22 protein-coding genes, 1 pseudogene and 1 other annotated feature are annotated in these 19,870 nt (G+C 39.0%); of the genes and pseudogenes, 11 read left to right on the top strand and 12 right to left on the bottom strand.

From position 1 onward, the window contains the following. Positions 1-110: 110 nt before the first annotated feature. Positions 111-590, top strand: coding sequence for a GAF domain-containing protein (locus AC1TO6_RS01335; RefSeq protein ID WP_482099802.1), 480 nt, complete (start codon positions 111-113; stop codon positions 588-590). A gap of 54 nt (positions 591-644) precedes the next feature. Here AC1TO6_RS01335 and megL read toward each other — a convergent pair whose 3' ends face one another. Beyond that, complete coding sequence (gene megL, locus AC1TO6_RS01340) at positions 645-1,856, bottom strand: methionine gamma-lyase (RefSeq protein WP_482099803.1); 1,212 nt, start codon at positions 1,854-1,856, stop codon at positions 645-647. A 552-nt stretch (positions 1,857-2,408) separates the two neighbouring features. Here megL and rpsD point away from each other — a divergent pair. The 3 genes from rpsD to AC1TO6_RS01355 all read left to right on the top strand — a co-directional run bounded on the left by rpsD (position 2,409) and on the right by AC1TO6_RS01355 (position 4,497). Then, complete coding sequence (gene rpsD / locus AC1TO6_RS01345; RefSeq protein ID WP_482099804.1) at positions 2,409-3,011, top strand: 30S ribosomal protein S4; 603 nt, start codon at positions 2,409-2,411, stop codon at positions 3,009-3,011. A gap of 198 nt (positions 3,012-3,209) precedes the next feature. Next, complete coding sequence (locus tag AC1TO6_RS01350) at positions 3,210-3,515, top strand: DUF3243 family protein (protein ID WP_482099805.1); 306 nt, start codon at positions 3,210-3,212, stop codon at positions 3,513-3,515. 169 nt (positions 3,516-3,684) lie between these two features. After that, the gene (locus tag AC1TO6_RS01355) at positions 3,685-4,497 is read left to right on the top strand and encodes a cobalamin-binding protein (RefSeq protein WP_482099806.1); all 813 of its coding nucleotides are present in this window, start codon (positions 3,685-3,687) and stop codon (positions 4,495-4,497) included. 150 nt (positions 4,498-4,647) lie between these two features. On the opposite strand, the gene tyrS is transcribed toward AC1TO6_RS01355, so the two are convergent. The 8 genes and pseudogenes from tyrS to AC1TO6_RS01395 form a co-directional block, all read right to left on the bottom strand. Beyond that, the gene (tyrS, locus tag AC1TO6_RS01360; protein WP_482099807.1) at positions 4,648-5,913 is read right to left on the bottom strand and encodes a tyrosine--tRNA ligase; all 1,266 of its coding nucleotides are present in this window, start codon (positions 5,911-5,913) and stop codon (positions 4,648-4,650) included. Between the two features lie 52 nt (positions 5,914-5,965). Further along, positions 5,966-6,162: a binding site (T-box leader), on the bottom strand. A gap of 163 nt (positions 6,163-6,325) precedes the next feature. Beyond that, on the bottom strand, positions 6,326-6,580 hold the full coding sequence (locus AC1TO6_RS01365; protein ID WP_482099808.1) for a hypothetical protein: 255 nt from the start codon (positions 6,578-6,580) through the stop codon (positions 6,326-6,328). Positions 6,581-6,729: 149 nt separating this feature from the next. After that, complete coding sequence (locus AC1TO6_RS01370; protein WP_482099809.1) at positions 6,730-6,972, bottom strand: hypothetical protein; 243 nt, start codon at positions 6,970-6,972, stop codon at positions 6,730-6,732. Positions 6,973-7,210: 238 nt separating this feature from the next. After that, positions 7,211-7,393, bottom strand: a complete 183-nt coding sequence (locus AC1TO6_RS01375) for a hypothetical protein (RefSeq protein ID WP_482099810.1) — start codon at positions 7,391-7,393, stop codon at positions 7,211-7,213. A 126-nt stretch (positions 7,394-7,519) separates the two neighbouring features. Further along, positions 7,520-7,651, bottom strand: a complete 132-nt coding sequence (locus AC1TO6_RS01380) for a hypothetical protein (protein WP_482099811.1) — start codon at positions 7,649-7,651, stop codon at positions 7,520-7,522. A 94-nt stretch (positions 7,652-7,745) separates the two neighbouring features. Further along, entirely contained in the window at positions 7,746-8,360 is a 615-nt protein-coding gene (locus AC1TO6_RS01385; protein WP_482099812.1) for a hypothetical protein, read from the bottom strand. Positions 8,361-8,507: 147 nt separating this feature from the next. Continuing rightward, positions 8,508-8,765, bottom strand: a complete 258-nt coding sequence (locus AC1TO6_RS01390) for a hypothetical protein (protein WP_482099813.1) — start codon at positions 8,763-8,765, stop codon at positions 8,508-8,510. A gap of 250 nt (positions 8,766-9,015) precedes the next feature. Then, positions 9,016-9,180 (bottom strand): annotated as a pseudogene (locus AC1TO6_RS01395) (DUF6877 family protein). A gap of 223 nt (positions 9,181-9,403) precedes the next feature. Here AC1TO6_RS01395 and AC1TO6_RS01400 point away from each other — a divergent pair. The 4 genes from AC1TO6_RS01400 to AC1TO6_RS01415 all read left to right on the top strand — a co-directional run bounded on the left by AC1TO6_RS01400 (position 9,404) and on the right by AC1TO6_RS01415 (position 13,430). After that, complete coding sequence (locus AC1TO6_RS01400; RefSeq protein WP_482099814.1) at positions 9,404-9,559, top strand: Spo0E family sporulation regulatory protein-aspartic acid phosphatase; 156 nt, start codon at positions 9,404-9,406, stop codon at positions 9,557-9,559. 514 nt (positions 9,560-10,073) lie between these two features. Then, positions 10,074-10,217 (top strand): hypothetical protein, encoded by a 144-nt coding sequence (locus AC1TO6_RS01405; protein ID WP_482099815.1) that lies wholly within the window; start codon positions 10,074-10,076, stop codon positions 10,215-10,217. Positions 10,218-10,226: 9 nt separating this feature from the next. Further along, complete coding sequence (locus tag AC1TO6_RS01410) at positions 10,227-10,445, top strand: tyrosine-type recombinase/integrase (RefSeq protein WP_482099816.1); 219 nt, start codon at positions 10,227-10,229, stop codon at positions 10,443-10,445. 114 nt (positions 10,446-10,559) lie between these two features. After that, the gene (locus AC1TO6_RS01415; protein ID WP_482099817.1) at positions 10,560-13,430 is read left to right on the top strand and encodes a transglycosylase domain-containing protein; all 2,871 of its coding nucleotides are present in this window, start codon (positions 10,560-10,562) and stop codon (positions 13,428-13,430) included. Between the two features lie 66 nt (positions 13,431-13,496). Here the strand turns inward: AC1TO6_RS01415 and AC1TO6_RS01420 are convergent, their stop codons facing one another. Next, on the bottom strand, positions 13,497-13,637 hold the full coding sequence (locus tag AC1TO6_RS01420; RefSeq protein WP_482099818.1) for a hypothetical protein: 141 nt from the start codon (positions 13,635-13,637) through the stop codon (positions 13,497-13,499). A 677-nt stretch (positions 13,638-14,314) separates the two neighbouring features. Further along, a complete protein-coding gene (acsA, locus tag AC1TO6_RS01425) occupies positions 14,315-16,033 on the bottom strand; it encodes an acetate--CoA ligase (protein WP_482099819.1) in 1,719 nt (572 codons plus the stop codon). Between the two features lie 177 nt (positions 16,034-16,210). Here acsA and AC1TO6_RS01430 point away from each other — a divergent pair, with 177 nt between their 5' ends. Genes AC1TO6_RS01430 through AC1TO6_RS01440 form a run of 3 tightly spaced genes read left to right on the top strand, consistent with a single transcriptional unit; the run spans position 16,211 to position 18,673 of the window. Beyond that, positions 16,211-16,843: a GNAT family N-acetyltransferase gene (locus tag AC1TO6_RS01430; RefSeq protein WP_482099820.1), complete on the top strand. Its 633-nt coding sequence runs from the start codon at positions 16,211-16,213 to the stop codon at positions 16,841-16,843. A gap of 19 nt (positions 16,844-16,862) precedes the next feature. Beyond that, the gene (locus tag AC1TO6_RS01435; RefSeq protein ID WP_482099821.1) at positions 16,863-17,510 is read left to right on the top strand and encodes an acetoin utilization AcuB family protein; all 648 of its coding nucleotides are present in this window, start codon (positions 16,863-16,865) and stop codon (positions 17,508-17,510) included. Further along, positions 17,507-18,673, top strand: coding sequence for an acetoin utilization protein AcuC (locus AC1TO6_RS01440; RefSeq protein ID WP_482099822.1), 1,167 nt, complete (start codon positions 17,507-17,509; stop codon positions 18,671-18,673). Before AC1TO6_RS01435 ends, AC1TO6_RS01440 begins: the two co-directional genes overlap by 4 nt. 154 nt (positions 18,674-18,827) lie before the next feature. On the opposite strand, the gene ccpA is transcribed toward AC1TO6_RS01440, so the two are convergent. Further along, on the bottom strand, positions 18,828-19,826 hold the full coding sequence (ccpA, locus tag AC1TO6_RS01445) for a catabolite control protein A (protein WP_482099823.1): 999 nt from the start codon (positions 19,824-19,826) through the stop codon (positions 18,828-18,830). Between the last annotated feature and the right edge of the window lie 44 nt (positions 19,827-19,870).

The following is a 19,870-nucleotide window of genomic DNA, read 5'->3' on the forward strand; positions in this document are numbered from 1 at the left end:
ATGATTTATAGCGAAAAATCTGTTTCCCCCTCAAATAATCAACAAAGTTTGTTTATAATCATCTAAATATGTATACTGAATTTTATTATTCACTAAAAGGGGTGCTCTAATTGTTTCAAGAAATAAATTATGCTACGGATTTAAATCTGAAATATAAACAACTGGCAGGTCAATTAGATGCATTGCTGACCGGAGAGAAAAACGTCTATGCCAACTTGAGTAATGCATCAGCCTTACTGAATCAATTTTTAGACCGTATCAATTGGGTAGGTTTTTATTTGATAGATGACGGTGAACTCGTACTCGGTCCATTCCAAGGTCTTCCAGCATGTATTCGTATTCCTCTTGGAAAAGGCGTCTGCGGAACCGCGGCCGAAACGAAAGAATCCATTATCGTAGCTGATGTCGAGGCTTTCCCTGGACATATTGCTTGCGATGCAGCTTCGCAGTCTGAAATTGTCATTCCAATTGTGAAAAAAGATTTTATTTTAGGCGTTCTAGATGTCGATAGTCCTGAGTTGAATCGCTTCACTGAACAAGATCGGTTGGGCCTTGAACTATTTGTAGAAACCCTTGTAAAACATCTTTGACCTTTTAACTGCTTTGGTTACCGTACATTCGGTCGCCAAAGCAGTTTTTTCAATTTAAGCTTGTTCAGTAATTGCTGCTTCCATTATCGAGAATGCCGATTTGAGATCAGCTATGAGATCCTCAGCATGTTCAAGGCCAACTGATAGCCTCAACAATGAATCCGTGATTCCCATTTGCAGCCGTTCTTCCACAGGCACAACTGAATGCGTCATCGTTGAAGGATGCTGAATTAGTGTCTCTGCATCTCCGAGGCTGACGGCAATTTTAATAAGTGAAAGGCTATTCATAAACAGCTGTGCCCCTTCTTTTCCACCTTTAATGGTAAATGAAATCAGGCCACCTCCTGCACGCATTTGACGTTTTGCTATGTCATATTGAGGATTGTCTTCATCAAACGGGTAATAAATTTCTTCAACAAGTTTTTGCTCTTTTAAAAAAGCTTTCAATTTTTCCGCATTGGCAGAATGACGCTCCATTCGAACCGACAATGTTTTCAAGCCACGGATTAAAAGCCAAGCATCAAAAGGTGAGATAATACCGCCAAAATCTTTTTGAACGGACATTCTAATTGTTTCTATTTCATCTTTATCCGCTCCAACGAGAAGACCAGCTATGACATCACCATGGCCATTAATATATTTAGTTGCGCTGTGCAAAACGAAATCCACACCAATATCTAGGGGATTTTGCAGATAAGGTGAAGAGAAGGTATTGTCAACGACTACGCGAAGCCCATGACGCTTGGCAACATTGACGACCGCATGAAGATCTACAAGTTCCATTGTCGGATTGATAGGCGTTTCAATGTATATACAGACCGTTTCAGGCTTAATAGCTCGCTCAATCTCTTCTTCAGTACCCATCCTAACCAAATCATGTGTAATTTTGTATTTCTGATTCAACATGCCCAAAAGTCCAAATGTACAACCATAAATACCGCGCGAACAAAGAATATGATCTCCGGATTTTGTCAAATGAACTAAAATTGTGCTTACAGCCGCCATCCCTGAACCGAACGCAAGTGAACCTTTTCCATTCTCAAGTGCTGTCATGCGCTCTTCTAGAACACGGACGGTCGGATTGCCCAGTCTTGAATATATATTACCTTCTTCAGCACCTGAAAAACGGTTCTCGCCTTGCAATGCTGTTTCAAATGAAAAAGTTGATGTTTGGTATAGCGGAACTGCCAAACTACCTTGGTGCGCCTTATCATCATACCCTTCATGGATGACGATCGTATCTTTATGCAAATTCTTATCGCTCATTTTATTCCCCCCCTAGTTTATCGACGCTCACATTCCCTCTCTTAGTTTACCATTTAATAGTAGTCAAGAAAAGGATCCACACGTTGGATCATTAAACACAAGTTGATTTCCACCATTACCTCCAGTTAAATATAACACTCTATCCATAATATTCGAAAAATTATCACTAAGTTGTTTGGTCTATCGAAATTCATCAAATAATAACGCATCACACATTTACATTCTATTGTATGAAAGTTCAAATAAGTATGCTTTCATTCTAAACCATTCGAACTATGGATGCTATTTCTTTATATGAATCATTTTACTTATTTTCATTTTCATTGATGATGCTTGACTCTTAGATCTATACTTGTTATGATGAAACTTGTGTAAAATAGTTGCAGCAGTTGTGTGTTTCAGGTTGTCCAGTCTATTCCTTTTACAAGGTGCATCGAGTAACTTCCTGGCTGCGGAGGCGAGGATGCAAGATAATAGAATGGCATTTGAATTGAACACATCTGGTTCTTATTTTACAACAAAATAAAACCAACAATAGAGGAGGAGTCTTTCATGGCTCGTTATACAGGTCCATCTTGGAAACTTTCCCGTCGTCTTGGGATTTCACTTACAGGCACTGGAAAAGAAATCGAAAAACGCCCTTACGGCCCGGGACAACACGGTCCTAACCAACGTAAAAAACTTTCCGAGTACGGAATGCAATTAGAAGAAAAACAAAAACTCCGTTTCATGTTTGGCGTAAACGAACGTCAATTCAAAACGGTTTTCAACAAAGCTGGTAAAATGCCTGGTAAACACGGTGTTAACTTCATGATTCTTCTTGAGACTCGTCTTGATAACATTGTATACCGCATGGGTCTTGCACGTACACGTCGTGCATCTCGCCAACTTGTTAACCACGGCCATATTCTGGTTGATGGAAAACGCGTTGACATTCCTTCTTTCAGCGTTAAACCAGGACAAGAAATTTCTCTTCGTGAGAAATCTCTAAACCTTGATGTTGTAAATGAAGCGCTTGAAGTGAACAGCTATGTTCCTGAATACGTTACATTTAACAACGACACGAAAGTCGGTCAATTTGTTCGTTTCCCTGAGCGTAGTGAACTTGCTGCAGAAATTAACGAAGCACTTATCGTTGAATTCTACTCACGTTAATTAATACTTGCTCTATAAAGCAATATCTAAAACCCCGGAAGTTGAGTAACATCAACGATTCCGGGGTTTTTTTATTTATTCACAATGAAAAATGCAATATCTCCACAAACTGTAGCACTTATTCATATCTTTTCCATGTTTACTTCGATTTGATTATGTAGAGCATGAATGTATAACGACAAAGGGAGTGCTAGTGGAATGGATATTAATAGTAAAGTGCAGAGTGAATTAGCAGAAATCAATAACGAAACAAAAGACGAAATTTTGGTGAATTTTAATCGATTCAAGCAATATCTATCAGGTAAAGTTGAATTAGGTGAAAATATGGGGTTAAGCGAGGAAAAACTCACTAAAACAACAGAGTTAGTTGCAAATTATTTAGCAAAACACGAAGAACCTCGCAACCGTGAAGAAAAAGTGCTAATGGAACTTTGGAAATCCGGTTCTAAAGAGGAGCAAGGGATGCTTGCCCATATGCTCTTGGAAATGGTAAGAAGAGATTAAATTTGGTTATATACTCACTTTATTAAAGTCTAAAACAACAACCTTCGACCTGTCCATTATGGATTGGTCGATTTTTTTATTAAACGGCAATTCAGTTATTTATTTTTTCAGAGTATGGACTTCCTAACTAATAAACAATGATATACTAAGATATACGAGGTGCTTAAATATGAAAATTATTTCGATTTGTCCTAGCAACACCGAACTGCTTGCTTATCTCGGTCTCATCGATCAGCTTATTGCAATTGATGACTTTTCCGATTGGCCAAGCGAAATCAATACTTTACCGAAGCTTGGACCAGACTTATCAATCGATATGGATAAACTGGAATTACATAATCCTGATTTGGTTCTCGCTTCCCTCAGTGTACCCGGTATGGAAAAGAATATTGAAGAGCTTGTGAAACGTCAAATTCCGCATATCGTATTGAATCCACAAAGTTTGAACGATATCGCAGATGATCTATTATCTGTCGGTAAAGCTTGTGGTATCGAAGAACATGCTCTCCAGATAAAAGCGGAATATATATCATTCATAAAGCAAATGGAAGAACGGGCAAAAACAGTTGAGTTTACCCCAAGCCTATATTGGGAGTGGTGGCCGAAACCTGTATTTACACCCGGTGAAGTAAATTGGTTGACTGAGATTAGTGCCATTGCCGGTGGTCTGAACGAGTTCCGGGACGTTGAATTAGCGAGTGTCCAGACCGACTGGGAAGATGTGCTGAAAAGAGAACCTGATTATATTCTTCTCGCCTGGGTCGGAGTACGGACTGATAAAGTAAAGAAAGAAGTCGTTTTAAAACGGCCAGGATGGAAGGAACTTGCTGCGGTAAAAAACGATTGTATGTCAATAATGGAAGAAGAATTGTATTGTCGACCTTCTCCGCGTTTACTCGAAGGAGCATTGAAATTAGCGAAAATGATTCATCCTGAAACATATGAAGATTTGGAGTTACCTAAATGGATTACCTATGTATGAATTGCAAAAGGCTGTTTTCCTAATTATTAGGAAAACAGCCTTTTGGTATACCTTATAAAGTCCAAACCTTCGAAACAATTGCCCCTTAATGAAATATTATTACCAGCTGAATTGAAGGTTTGCAAATTTGGTCTTCATTCATACCTATAATTAAACAAATTTCACCATTTTATAATTTTTCTTACCGCGTCTAACAATTGTAAATGCGTCATCCAGACGATCTACTGCTCCTACTTCGTGAGCTGTATCCGTCACGCGTTCCCCGTTCAATGAAATCGCTCCGTTAGTCACATCTTCACGTGCTTGTCGTCGAGATGGTGACACACCCGCTTCAACGAGAAAGTCCACGATGTTTTTGTCTTCCTTAGCCATATCAAAGGAAGGAACATCTTTAAACGCGTCTTTCATTTCAATCGCAGTAAGTGTTTTCAATTCACCGCTAAATAATGCTTTTGATATACGGATTGCTTGGTCTAATGCATCCTGTCCGTGAATCAGCCGCGTCATTTCTTCTGCCAGCCTCAATTGTGCTTTGCGTAAATGCGGTTCTTCTTGAACGGTAATTTCAAATGCTTCAATTTCTGCTCGCTCCATGAATGTGAAAATCTTCATATATTTAACGGCATCGGCATCTGCTGTATTAATCCAGAACTGATAGAATTCGTAAGGAGAGGTTTTTTTCGCATCTAGCCAAACCGCTCCACCTGCACTCTTACCAAATTTCGTGCCATCTGCTTTCGTGACAAGTGGAATTGTGATTCCGAATGCTTTCACCTCTTCTTCATGCGTTTTACGAATCACTTCAAGTCCAGTCGTAATATTACCCCACTGATCTGATCCACCAATTTGGACACGACAACCATAATTGTTGAACAAATGATTAAAGTCAATTCCTTGAATAAGCATATAAGAAAACTCAGTAAAGGAAATACCACCTTCAAGACGTGATGCAACATTGTCTTTTGCAAGCATGTAATTGACACCTAACAATTTTCCGTAATCACGTAAAAAGTCGATTATGCTCATTGAACCGATCCAGTCATTGTTGTTCACCATTTGTGCACCATTATCCGAATTGAAATCAAAAATCTGTTCCATCTGTTTTTTAATTGACGAAACGTTTTTATCTATCTGCTCAGTCGTTTGTAGCTGTCTTTCTTCCGAGCGGCCTGATGGATCTCCAATCATCCCCGTTGCTCCACCGACAAGTAAAATCGGACGATGTCCATGCATCTGGAAACGGCGAAGTGTGAGCAATGGAACGATATGCCCAATATGCATACTGTCTGCTGTTGGATCAACACCACAATAGAGAGATATTTTTTCTTTACTCAGTAAATCTTCAAGACCCGCTTCATCTGTCTGCTGGTACAATAAACCTCTCCACTTTAAATCTTCCATCAATTTTTCTTTCATTCTATTCCCTCCTAAAATTAAAAAAGCCCCTACACGATTTATAAAAAAATCATGCAAGGACGTTAATTATGTATTAACGCGGTACCACCCGGCTTGAGAATTACTTCTCCACTTAAAAACGCAATATCACCGCGTAAGCGTCACACTCCAGAGCTGTAATTCATGAATGGTAAACCGGGCAACTTTCACCAACCGCTGCCTCTCTAAACGGTGCTACCAACACTACTTCGACTCTTTCAAGGTGTGAATATATATATAACCATCATTCTAAACGAAATCGAGAAGTTGTCAAATATTTTCGACTTGCAATTATTGATATTTGACATAACAGGAAAGATTACAATTCAATATTTCTAGATATATTTTGTTTTTTTACACAAATGAAGATAGAGGGATCATTATTTGGTAGTTCCTACAACGGTTGGAAGTGGTTCAAATTGTAAATATTATCGCCCATACCAATAACCAAACCCCGATACATCCAATTCCAATAGTCTTCAACATTTTCTTTGTAGTTATTAGTCTTCTCTATCATCTGTTTTGATAAGAATCCTTTCGCATTAAAGCTCTTAATGTAGTGAATACAAAAAAGCATTTGCTTATCAGTTAAATCATCCGACTCCATAATGGCTTCTTTCGGTTGCATCCTTTTTCTTTTTAGTTGCATCTATATTTGATGGACCTCTTACCCAAGCTTCGCGACTTTTTCTACTCTTTAACGTCCCAAGTTTAACATCATACTTCTCAGCTAATACAGCAAGCGTTATTTTTAGGCATAGAAAAAGCACCCCGTGGGATGCCTAGGCTTAATAATTGCTACACCATATACTTCTTGCATGCATCAATCATTTCCGTCAACGGGTTCGCACTTCGTATCTCCGTCCACGGAATTGTAGCGTCTCTGCTTTGTTCATACGCTCTACTCTTAGTAACAGGGCCATTGGTGCATAACGTAATTTCCCAATACCACAGTTCTTTCGGGGCATCGGAAAAACTAAACAAACTTCTGCGTTCAATCTCCACTATATGTAAAGTGGTGATATAAGTAGTGTATTTCAACCTCTTCACCCCCATTACAACATTCGCCAAGTAAGGTGTAAATCCTCTATACCAAGAGTAAAACAGCAAGGGTTATTTTTGTTGTTTCCCCATTCTTTTTGAAGCTCATTCTAATTAAGCTCATCACAGATGCACTAATCAATAAATTCCATCCACAATTCAATCTCATACTTTTCCCTTCAAGCAAGCAATGCAACACTTCAATCTCACGGTCAATTGTAATGAAATGAAATTTATCCTAACCCATCTTTATTTTTTGTTCATAATCACTAATCTTCTTCCACAGCTTTTCCCGTCTTGAAAACTCTTGATAAACAGGATTGCTATGACCCCCAACTGCTTTTGGCATAGCTGCCTCTAATCCGTACGGATCCGTCAAATTACCGCAGATATCGTTCAGCTCCTCGCGCATGATCTTCACGCTATTAATCATCCTGTGATAGCCCTTTAGCAACTGTTCAGTCTGCTTCTCCGTCCCCGCCCTCTATTTATCGTCTACGCATTGCCCCGCCTGGTCCACGTTTGTAGGTCTGTCGATTACTCCCCTTCAATTCAGCCCATTCTCTATCAGATAGCCGTTCTTTAGTCTTGCACTCAGCTCTATAGTCTGCGTTTCTATCTCGCATGTCCGAACACTAGAAAATCCTTTTTCAATCAATTTACTCCGCAACGATTTCATTTTACTCACTCCTTTTTTGAAATAAAAACGAGGACAACAAATGACACAGCGCTATGTTGTAATCAATCGTTGTCCTCTGGTTGGCCAGGGGGACTTATTTATTCTTTTTGTTTAAAAGTAAATAAGTGTAGGGAACAATAGTTATTAAAAATAACGTAAAAATATTTATATTGAAATATTTTTTCATGTCCGTTTCTTCCTGCTCAGACAATGCACTCAAAGTAATTGAGTCAAATAGTAATGGTAAGAATCCAAATACGATCAAAGTGATAGATAGATACGTCAACACTTTATTATAATCTGATTTAGGTATTTTGATTAGTTCTTCACGTTTAAATATAGAAAAAATCCTCTTCATTACTTTAATGAGCAATGTATATGTCAGGTAAGCAGAAAACAAAAGTAGTAATAAATAAAACAGGAGAAAATTAGACTGGTTTTTAAATTCTTCTTCTGCAAACTCATTATTTCTCATTAGGTTATAAAAACTTTGAAGTATATCAAAATTGTTATCTAAAATAGGCAATAACAAAAAGGATATAGCTACATTTAATAATCCAGCCAATTGTAATAATAAAGTAATCAAAAACGGACGAATGTATGATTGAATTAATTCTTCACCATTTAAAATAACAACAACAATAATAATTAATCCGATAAAAATATAAAATCTCGGATTTAATTGTTCTACATGGTTTAACCAAATCATGATATTGATAAATATAATAATAATACCTAAATAATTATGGATACCATTATTTTATTTTTGAAACTTTTCAAACTAGACTTTGTTGATATTTTTTTATAATATAATACTAAAAAAGGTATCCAAATAATTTTAGAAATTATTTTATTGTTAAGTGATAGTAATATCAAAAATCCATACACCAACAGAAATGTTATAAATATCGTTATCAGAACTCTTCCCCTTCTTCCCTCCGCATCCAAAGTACTTTCCCTTGATGCGTAACAATCCTATATTCACCGTGGTCAGGTGTAACTCTCTCACTATCGCAATACCCTCAGAAATAACTACCACACAGTTCATTGGTAGTTCCATTATACCAATTCCTAACAATAATGTATCTGTAATAAAAGTAATGTCTTTATTCACCAGGCCCCCTCCTGTTGTCATAATTCAGTCAGCCAGACGGGAGGAATCCTGTCTTTTTTGGGAAGGGCATGTATTATCTTTTCGATGACGAGCGGATCAATGTGAATCGGATATTTAAGCAAAGGGAATTGGACAAGTTCTACGCGATGTGGGAGGACGGGGCAAGTCTTTTAACTATTGCTAGGGCGATGAATCGAAGGAACTTGGAGACTACTCTGCTGATTGTTGATAGGGCAGCCGTTTATAGTAATTACTTTGAAACAAAACGTCTCGCATACCGCAACTGCTGATAAATATACGGATCATCCTATTTACCGCCCGATACCAGCCAATCTCCAGTACGCCTTTCAACGTCTTTTAGTACCTCGAACGGTATCTGTTCTGCTAACAATATTATTTCTTCATATGCGATCACTTGGTTATCTCCTCCATCTAACCAATAGAAATATTAAAGTCAATACTAAATCGGTTTACCTAACATAAAACTCTTTGTTTATGACAATATTATGAAATCACTATTTCTTCGCATAATTCGACACTCTATACACTTTGAGTAGGCTACAATAGAAAAGTTGTGTTTTATCTCAACCACACTTCACAGTTGAATAAAGCTAATAATATTGGATGGAGGAATTATTATGAAAAGTGAAATGTTAAAACTTAAAATTGAATTAAAAAGAAAAGACATGTATAAAAAGGCAAAAGATTTAGGATTTACACATCCAGAAGTAGTAAATTGCAGTCAAGAATTAGATGTATTACTTAATAATTATTTGGATCAAGCTGCTCATTAAAAGGAGGAATATTTATTACCCTAATTTCAGTACTCTATAAAGCCAGTCAGCGAAATATCAAATTCGTTTTGATTGGCTTTATTGTTCACCTTCTCTAAGCAATAAACACTGCCCCCTACTACAGCCCTTTTGATGTCAACTCTGTCACCGCCGCGTTGTTATTCACCCAAGTGCATACAATATTTTTCTCGCTTTTCCACCCTTATCCCAATCAAATTCGCTAAACCGCACATTCATTATCGTTGTACTATTTCGTTTACAATTTGCTTTGTCGGCGTAAAAAGCTAATACGCATCGTAACCTCTCATTTTCCTGCTGCCATTGCCATTCGTGATTTACAATCCTCACCCTTTCAAAGTTTCATAGACTCAAGTTGAGTTTGCGAAGTGGCGAGCTATTAGGGTTACAATGGGGCGAGATAGACTTCGAAAAGAATACTCTTGCAGTAAACCGTCAAAGATCAAAGACAGGTCTAGGCCCACCTAAAACAAGCAGCAGTCTCAGGACGACATTTTTGGATGACGTTACCATCGGCATACTAAAAGAGTATAAGCAATGGCAAGGCGACAACGAGGAAGAGAATCTACATTATAATGTTTCCGATTATGTAATGGTTAGCGGAACAGGAAAAGAATTCCATTATTTGCAACCTCAATAATTAATGATGATGCTACTCAAAATAGCAGGTCTCCCCCCTCGCCAATCTACTCATTTACTTAGACACACCCATGCGGTATTATTGTTAGAGGCTGGCGGCTATATAAAAACAGTGAGCCGAATTTTAGGGTACAAAAATATTCAAACAATCTCGAACGTGTATCTGCACGTTTCGGACAACCACGAGAGAAATTCTATGAAAAAATTTGAGGACTACCTAGAATTTTAGTAGCCGAGGGGCAAATTGGGGGAAAATCATCATCCTTAACGCCTGAAAGCCTTATGTATCAGTACTTTACAAGCCTATTGCAATAATAGGATAGATTTCAGGAGGTTGATTTACTTGAGCAAACAGAAAAAGAACCGAATTAATTTAATAGAAGAGAATTTGGACAGAATGAATAAAACGAAATGGGCAAAAGGTATGCGCATATCATCTAGTGTCACCTGGAACCTTTTTCTTATATTCTTAGTAGTCGGTATAACGTTTACCGTTTTTGCCGGTTCAGTTGGAGCTGGTTATTTTGCTTCATTGGTAGCCAAAGAACCGCTTCGCTCTAAAGAGGATATGCGGGATGCAATCTTCACGTACGAAGAAACGTCCGAACTTTATCTTGCCAACAATGTTTATATCGGAAAGATAAACTCTGATTTAGAGCGCAAAGAAACGAAGCTTGAAAGTGTATCTCCTTATGTCATCGATGCGGTATTCGCCACAGAGGATGAATATTTCAAAGAGCATAACGGTATTGTGCCTAAAGCAATTTTTCGCGGGCTTTTCCAGGACGTTTCAAACTCAGATAGCCAGACTGGCGGCTCGACACTGACCCAACAGCTTATTAAAAACCAGATTCTGACGAATGAAGTATCGTATGAAAGAAAAGCGAAAGAAATCTTACTCGCAATGAGAATTGAACATTTCATGGAAAAAGATGAGATTCTCGAAGCTTATTTGAATATTATTCCGTATGGACGTAATTCAAATGGGCAAAACATTGCCGGAATTGAAACAGCAGCTGATGGTATTTTCGGCCTTGAGGCTGTTAAATTAAATTTACCGCAAGCTGCATTCATTGCTGGACTACCACAAGCACCATTCGCATATACCCCTTTTAAAAGTGGTGGTGGAACAAAGGATAAAGAGTTCTTACAACCGGGAATTGACCGGATGAAAACCGTTCTATTCAGAATGAAGGAAACGGGCTACATAACAGAACAGGAATATAATGAAGCAGTTGCCTATGACATTACGAAGGACTTCCGTCAGCATGTTCAGCGTGCGGATGAAAGATTTCCTTATTTGACACAAGAGATACAGAACCGCACAGTCGAAATTCTCGCTAAAATCATTGCAGAAAAAGACGGAATTGATTCCGAAAGACTAAAAAAAGAGTCGAAAGTTAGGGAAAAGTATTCAATTTTAGCTGAACGCTCTATGAGAAATGATGGCTTACGAATCCATTCAACAGTAGATTTAAAACTTTATAACGCAATGAATGACGAAGCGAAAAAATACGAAGGTTACGGCTATACCCATACAGATCAAGTAATAGATAAAGAAACTGGTGAAGCCAGGATTGAGAAATATCCTGTCCAGGTAGGTGCAATAATGATTGAAAACAGCACTGGTAAAATCCTATCTTTTGTAGGTGGTCGTGACCATGAAATAGAAGAAACTAATCACGCTACACAAGCACCTAGACAAAATGGATCCACGATGAAACCTTTACTCGTATTTGCACCTGCTATTGAGTACGGAATGATTGGAGCCGGAAGTCCTGTCGTCGATGTTAAGTTTGAGATCAATAAATGGAAACCAGTTAATTTCCTTAGGAACCAAGAATTAGGAATCATTCCTGCTAGACAAGCCCTTGCTTCATCACAAAACCTTGCAACCGCACGTCTATACAACGACATCATAAATCGACGACCTGCTGACTTTCTTAAATTGATGGACTTCTCAAAACTCAAAGAAACTGACTATGAAAATTTATCTTTGTCACTAGGCACTCTAGAGACTACAGTAGAAGAAAATACAAACGCATTCGCAACATTTGCAAACGGCGGTAATTTTGTAGATGCATACATGATTGAAAAAATCGAAGATAATGAAGGCAATATTGTTTACCAACGTGAAGTTACTCCTGTTGAGGTATTTAGTCCCCAAACATCATATATAGTTACAGACATGCTACGCGATGTTTTAACGTCCGGGACTGGAACAAATATGAAAAAGAAATTAAATTTCAATATTGATATGGCCGCAAAAACTGGGACTACGGATGCTTATAGCGATGCTTGGATCGTCGGCTATAATCCTACTATTTCAATGGGTGTATGGATTGGATATAAGTATCCAACACTTTCACTACAAGGCTCTAAAAATGCGAAATATGGGACAAGTAATACCCGTACCTCTTCAATTTTCGCACGATTACTTAATAAGGCAAACGAAACTAGTCCCGAACTTATTGGTGCTACTTCGAAGTTCAAGCGTCCAGAAGGCGTTGTTAGCAGGTCATTCTGTGGCATTTCAGGTCTAGCCCCTTCTGCCTCGTGTTCGTCAGCAGGGCTCGTAAAAACAGATTTATTTAATGCAAACGTGATGGTACCAAATAAGTCTGATGACAGCATCACTTCATCATCCTATGTATCTGTTAAGGGAACGAGATATCAGGCATTACCATCTACGCCTGGCGAATTTATTACAGCTGGTGGTACCGGTGTGAATCAAGTTTATATTAATCGCATGCTTGGGCCTTTAAAAGGTGATGCGTCAAAATTGTTCCCTGCGAACTCTCTATTTGCCTCGCGAGTTGTATCGGGAGCTATATTTAACGCAGATAATATTGCACCAGCATCTGTAAACGTTTCAGTAAATGGATCAACGCTGGTCTGGAATAACTCCCCATCCAATGACGTAATTGGGTATTACGTTTACAGCGGAGGTACCAGAATCGGAACAACCAGAGACTTATCTTCAAATGCTTTTTCTGTTGGTCCGGGCTCTTATTCAGTTAAAGCTGTTGATATTACCGGGAAACTTTCGGCTGATTCAAACATAATCACTATTGGTGCAACTAAACCCGTAGAAGAAGTTGTTGAAACTCCTACTACTGAAAACGTACCACCACCCGTTACAACTCCTCCTGAAAACGATGAGGTCGAAACACCTCCAGCAGACGAAGCTGAAGATGGAGATTCTGGTGATTGATTTGTAATATATAAAGACACTTCTGTTGATTAACCAAAAATAACTAGTAAATAATTCATTCAAACACTAGGCACTACGTGTATAGTTGCTTGAGATTGCTTTGAATTGAACAACTTCTATGCCATTATCAAGATTTCTTAATAAGTAGGGATGTGACTTCGTCGCATCCCTACTTATTTTTTCCGTAATCGTATAATGTTTGTTCATCCTGCGCTCTCCAAAGACACGGCTACAAGAAGTTCCGAAGCTTTTCGGGACGAAAGAATAGCTCACTGCTCACCTAGAGAGAAGCGGCCAAAGATACAATTTTGACCGCTCAGGCCTTCTACTACCATATCTCTTTTTTAGTTTAAGGAAGTGTCACTTTCTTATAAAGCATCACATAGTCTTTGCTAAAAGTTAGCAGAGAACACAATGTATAACGTACTAGAGTGCCCGAAATTACATCTTCGGGTACTTACAATCTTTAAAATAGCTCATCTATTCTTTTTTTTAAAGCAACTGCATTTTTCACTTAAATATTGTAGGTACGCGGTAGGCTATTATTCAAAATAGGATAACCAAGGGGGAATGAACTGCAATTCCTCCCTAAAGAGTGTGGCTAGAAGTGACGGAGTCACTTCTAGCCACACTTGCCTCTCGGTAAAACTGTCGTGATTCATTTGCCGAAAGTGGGCCGGAAATAGTCCAATGAAAATGACTTATAACAAGCTCTTCTCGCTAGCATTTTATGCAAATAAATGGCTAATCAACAGAAATGATGTAAAGCATACCTGTAATCTAAACACCTACTTACGAGGAAAACGGATAGAATCTTTTCACAAAAAAGAGCTTGTCCGCTATTATTTCTAGCGGATAAGCTCTTTTTATTAATTAAATTGATATTAGTCCTCCATCGTCGACAGGTCACCTGTCGGCAAATTAAGTTCCCACGCTTTCAGTACTCGACGCATAATCTTGCCACTTCTCGTTTTCGGCAACTTATCCTTAAATTCTATTTCACGCGGCGCAGCATGTGCAGCCAGTCCTTTTTTAACAAACTGACGAATGTCTTCTTTTAGTTCCTCCGTAGGTTCATAGCCGTCATGAAGCGCGACGAAAGCTTTGATAATCTCTCCGCGAACTGGATCAGGTTTACCAATAACACCCGCTTCGACAATCGCAGGGTGCTCAAGAAGTTTACTTTCCACTTCGAATGGCCCCACCCTTTCCCCACTAGTCATGATTACATCGTCGACTCGTCCTTGGAAAAAGAAATAACCGTCCTCATCGATATATGCTGAATCGCCAGAAACGTACCATTCATCGTTAATAAAATAAGAATCATATTTCTCCTTATTGTTCCAAATTTGACGCATCATTGCCGGCCAACCTTTTTTAATCGCTAAATTCCCCATATGATTCGGAGGGAGAACGTTTCCTTGATCATCAATAATTGTCGCTTCGATTCCAGGAACCGCCTTGCCCATCGAGCCTGGTTTAATAGGCATGCATCCGAAATTACATATTGTTTGGGCACCTGTTTCTGTCATCCACCATGTATCGTGAATGCGTAAGTTAAATGCTTCAGACCCCCAGCGGATGACTTCAGGATTTAGCGGCTCACCTACCGAAAGAATGTGGCGGAGTGTTGAGTGATCGTAATTACGTAACGGACCTTCCCCAACGCCCATCAGCATCCGGAATGCTGTCGGAGCACTGTACCAGACTGTGACGCCATATTCTTCAATCGCACCATACCAGCCCTCAGCGGAGAATCTTCCGCCAAGAATTAGACTCGTAGCTCCGGCAAGCATAGGGCCAAAAATACCATAAGCTGTCCCTGTCACCCAACCCGGATCTGCTGTACACCAGAAAACATCCTCATCTTTCAGATCAAGTACCCAACGTGTTGTCTGCAATTGCTGTACCATTGCTTCCTGAACGTGCACGACACCTTTTGGTTTTCCCGTTGAACCGGACGTGTAATGAAGAAGTGTTGGATCCTCTCTATCCATCCATTCAACCTGGAAATACTGTGAAGCATCTTTCATATGTTTGTTAAAATCAACCACAATTCCTTCTTCGACAACATTCTCACCGACAATAAAAATTGTCTTTAAATGTGGTAATCTATCTACTGGAATTCTTTCAAGAAGTTCTGGAGTTGTAACGATCGCGCTTGCCTCACTATCCGACAATCTGTCATAGACAGCGCCTTCCATGAATGCCTCAAAAAGCGGTCCCACAATAGCACCCAACTTTAGCGAACCCAATAGTGAAAAGTACAATTCAGGTGAACGCGGCATAAAGATGAAAATCCGATCGCCTTTTTTTAGAGGGGATTGATTGCGCAATACGTTTGCCGCTTTATTAGACATTTTTTTCATTTCATTATACGTATATGTCTCTTTTCTATTAGCATCTTGGAAATAGAGAGCTACTTTGTTTTTTCTATAAGAATCTGCGTGACGATCCACTGCTTCATGTGCGATATTAATGAGACCGCTTTCAAACCAGCTGAATTCTTTCTCAGCATCCGCCCAATTAAATTGCTTGACTGTACTATCGTAATCTCTTAACTGATAATCTCCCTGAATTACAGGCACCGTTTTCATAACCATTCATAACACCCTTTCAAAATACATTTTATAATTATCATTCTACCTTACTTTAAACCTACCTGTCTAACTAATTTAATTTTTCCAATAGTTTCGGCTTCTTTGTAATCAGCGGACTACTCTTTATCATATTTGTTGTATACTAGGAGTAGATTAATCAATTAATGGGAGGTGATCCATTTGGAACATATAAAAACTTATAATGCAATGGAAATTAAACATAAAAATGGCAATATCGTTGTTGAAGGACCTATTACCGCTGACTATCTCGCAAGTCTCGACTTTCATGAAGGGCTTGTTGCATTCAGGCCTCCTGCTCAGCAACATAAAGCATTAATTGAGATTGCAGCACTTCCGGAAGGACGTATTCTTATCGTTCGTGACGCCAATCAAATCGTAGGTTACGTCACTTATTTATATCCTGATCCCCTGGAGCGATGGTCTGAAGGGAAAATTGAAAACTTAATCGAGCTTGGAGCAATTGAAGTCATTCCGAAATTTAGGGGTGCTGGTGTCGGAAAAACACTATTGCGTGTTTCAATGATGGATGATGCGATGGAAGACTATATCATTTTAACGACTGAATATTACTGGCATTGGGATTTGAAAGGTACGAAGCTTAACGTATGGGAATACCGAAAAATAATGGAGAAAATGATGAACGCGGGCGGATTGGAATACTATGCAACCGACGATCCAGAAATTAGTTCCCACCCTGCCAATTGTTTGATGGCGCGCATCGGTAATAGAATTGATCAAGATTCCGTCCAAAAGTTTGATGGTTTACGATTTATGAACCGATTCATGTATTGAAAATTGGGAGGGTAAATGAATGCTAATTGAAGAAATAATGAAAATAGATGTCATTACATTGTCTCCGGAGAACACAGTAAATGATGCATTACATACCATGCGGGTAGAGAAAATACGGCATTTACCGATTTTGTCGTCAGACGGTACAGTAGTAGGTATCGTTTCAGACCGTGACTTGAAAGAGTTTGTACCGTCTTCAATTTACGAAATAATGGATAATAGTTATTATGATACACCACTAGCGAAAGTCATGACGAAGCATCCTATCATCGGTCACCCGATGGATTTTGTTGAAGAAGCAGCTGTTATCTTTTACGACAATAAAATCGGCTCCCTTCCCATTGTCTCAAACAATAAGCTGGTTGGTATAATTACCGAAACGGACTTATTATATAAATACATTGAATTGACGGGTGCTCACCAACCAGGTTCACAAATTGAAGTTAAGGTTCCAAATACACCCGGTATCCTTTTCGAAGTATCGAAAGTTTTCCATGAACAAAATCTAAATGTATTGAGTGTACTTGTCTACCCTGATAAAGAGAACGAGGCAAATAAAGTTCTCGTAATTCGAATTAATTCAATGAATCCACTTAAAGTTATTAAAGGATTGAAGGATAGAGGTTTTGATGTCTTATGGCCAAATGTTCCGGGCATCGACATATGAAGAAGGATGCCGTTTTTATTTTTTCAGAAGAACAGCTTGAATACTCTTTTTCAGATACGCATCCATTCAATCAAAAAAGAATTTTATTGACACTCGACCTTTTAATGAAGTCTGGAGCCATTCAGGAAAGCGATATCATTGCGCCTCGTATGGCAACAGATGAAGAGTTACTTCTTGCGCATGACCAGAAATATATTGAAATTGTAAAGAAAGCAGGTAAAGGGGAATTGCGTGAGGATGTTGGTCCCATCTATGGTATCGGCACAGAGGATACCCCCATCTTCCCCAATATGCATGAAGCTAGTGCAATGTTGGTCGGAGGTACTTTGACAGCAGTCGATGAAGTAATGCAGGGTCGTTCTAAATATGCGCTGAACTTAGGCGGCGGGCTGCATCATGGATTCCATGGTCGTGCTTCCGGTTTTTGTGTATACAATGACAGTTCAGTTGCTATTAAGTATTTACAAAGCAAATACGGTGCACGTGTACTCTATATTGACACCGATGCTCACCACGGTGATGGTGTCCAATGGAGTTTCTATGATGATCCTACAGTTTGTACACTCTCCATACACGAGACCGGTCGCTACTTGTTTCCTGGGACAGGGGCGATTACAGAACGCGGCAACGGTGCCGGCTATGGCACTTCCTTCAATTTCCCGATTGACGCTTTTACGGAGGACGAGTCTTTCCTTTCCATTTATAGGACAGCCATGAAAGAAGTGACTGAATTTTTCAAACCTGATGTAATTCTTACCCAAAATGGTGCTGATGCACATTATTTTGATCCGCTAACACATCTGTATGGAACGATGAACATTTACAAAGAAATTCCCCGCGTTGCACGTGAAATCGCTGAAGAATATTGTGAAGGACGATGGATAGCTGTAGGCGGAGGCGGATATGACATCTGGCGAGTCGTACCAAGAGCTTGGGCTCATGTCTGGTTAGCGATGAAAAATGAATCTGCACCTACAGGTCCACTTCCTAAGGAATGGCTGTCAAAGTGGCAGGAACAGTCTCCAGTTACCTTAGTTCCAACATGGGAAGACCCCATACCACTTTATGAACCCATTCCTAGAAAAGCAGAAATAAATGAAAAAAATGCATACATGCTCAGTCGTGCCTTACACGTAATTCGAAATGAAAAACTGAATAACTAGATAATCGAGCGACTAAATAATAGTATTAGGACCCTAGAGGGAGAATTACTATATTCTTCTTTTTTCATAATGCAATTCTATATAATTTTCTTAGCAACAAAAAAGGACAATCTTTCTCAAACGGATGCATCCGTTTGAAAAGAGTGTCCTTTTTTCACTTTATTAAATTACGATCTTCAAGCCTGAAAGGTAATATAACCTGTTGTTCTTCAACTTCTTCCTTGTTCATCAATTTTGTCAGAAGACGCATTGATACAGCCCCTAAATCATAGAGCGGAACGACAATTGAAGTTAATTGAGGTCTTACAACCCTAGCTAATATCGAGTGTTCAAAACAAATGATTTCATAATCACCTGGTGCAGACAGTCCTGCATCCACAATTGCATTTAACAGACCAACAGCGATTGCATCACTTCCTGCAATTATTGCCGTTGGTTTTCCAGGTAATTCACGAATTTGTTTCCAGCCTTCATATGCACCATCGTATGTATTTTCCATTTCTACAATGTATTGTGCATCTACCATAATATTTTTATCTTGAAGCGCTCTAATGTATCCAGCCTTTTTATTAATTCGGTTAATATCCTTGGAGAATGGACCTGATACAAAAATAATCTTTTCATGACCATTCTCAATAAGTTTATTGACCGCCTCATACGCAGCTTCCTGGTAGTTGATGTTCACTGTTGCTAATTGATTTTCCACATCAGACGTCCCGGCCAAAACTATTGGTACATTCGCTTTTGACATTTCAGTGCGCACTTCATCGGAGATTGAATCACTCATAAATATAAGTCCATCTACTTGTTTACCAAGGTGGTCTTCTAACAATTCGACTTCCCTATCTGAGCTTTCATCGGAGTTTGAAAGAATTATATTATATTCATACATTGTCGCTACGTCCGCTACTCCACGGGAAAGCTCGGAATAAAAGCTTTTAGAAATGTCAGGGACAATCACACCGATTGTTGTTGTTTTCTTGCTGGCAAGTCCTCTTGCTATTGCATTAGGGCGATAGCCTAGCCTTTCAATACAATCGAGCACTTTTTTTCTAGTCGCGGGTTTTACATTCTGATTGCCATTAACGACACGGGAGACCGTCGCCATTGAAACGTTTGCCTCCCTGGCTACGTCGTAAATCGTTATAGCCATTTGCCTTTCTCCTTCCATACTCATACTTACTTTATGTATTCAAA

This window comes from Sporosarcina sp. Y352, from assembly GCF_056786535.1.

Bases quoted from the DNA above. Each gene is read 5' to 3' on its own strand.
- AC1TO6_RS01380 (WP_482099811.1), bottom strand. From the start codon at position 7,651: ATGAAATCGTTGCGGAGTAAATTGATTGAAAAAGGATTTTCTAGTGTT.
- AC1TO6_RS01385 (WP_482099812.1), bottom strand. From the start codon at position 8,360: ATGATTTGGTTAAACCATGTAGAACAATTAAATCCGAGATTTTATATT.
- tyrS (WP_482099807.1), bottom strand. From the start codon at position 5,913: ATGAAAGAAAAATTGATGGAAGATTTAAAGTGGAGAGGTTTATTGTAC.
- rpsD (WP_482099804.1), top strand. From the start codon at position 2,409: ATGGCTCGTTATACAGGTCCATCTTGGAAACTTTCCCGTCGTCTTGGG.
- AC1TO6_RS01355 (WP_482099806.1), top strand. From the start codon at position 3,685: ATGAAAATTATTTCGATTTGTCCTAGCAACACCGAACTGCTTGCTTAT.
- AC1TO6_RS01365 (WP_482099808.1), bottom strand. From the start codon at position 6,580: ATGCAACTAAAAAGAAAAAGGATGCAACCGAAAGAAGCCATTATGGAG.
- AC1TO6_RS01440 (WP_482099822.1), top strand. From the start codon at position 17,507: ATGAAGAAGGATGCCGTTTTTATTTTTTCAGAAGAACAGCTTGAATAC.
- ccpA (WP_482099823.1), bottom strand. From the start codon at position 19,826: ATGGCTATAACGATTTACGACGTAGCCAGGGAGGCAAACGTTTCAATG.
- AC1TO6_RS01420 (WP_482099818.1), bottom strand. From the start codon at position 13,637: ATGAACAAACATTATACGATTACGGAAAAAATAAGTAGGGATGCGACG.
- AC1TO6_RS01435 (WP_482099821.1), top strand. From the start codon at position 16,863: ATGCTAATTGAAGAAATAATGAAAATAGATGTCATTACATTGTCTCCG.
- AC1TO6_RS01400 (WP_482099814.1), top strand. From the start codon at position 9,404: ATGAAAAGTGAAATGTTAAAACTTAAAATTGAATTAAAAAGAAAAGAC.
- acsA (WP_482099819.1), bottom strand. From the start codon at position 16,033: ATGGTTATGAAAACGGTGCCTGTAATTCAGGGAGATTATCAGTTAAGA.
- AC1TO6_RS01410 (WP_482099816.1), top strand. From the start codon at position 10,227: ATGCTACTCAAAATAGCAGGTCTCCCCCCTCGCCAATCTACTCATTTA.
- AC1TO6_RS01350 (WP_482099805.1), top strand. From the start codon at position 3,210: ATGGATATTAATAGTAAAGTGCAGAGTGAATTAGCAGAAATCAATAAC.
- megL (WP_482099803.1), bottom strand. From the start codon at position 1,856: ATGAGCGATAAGAATTTGCATAAAGATACGATCGTCATCCATGAAGGG.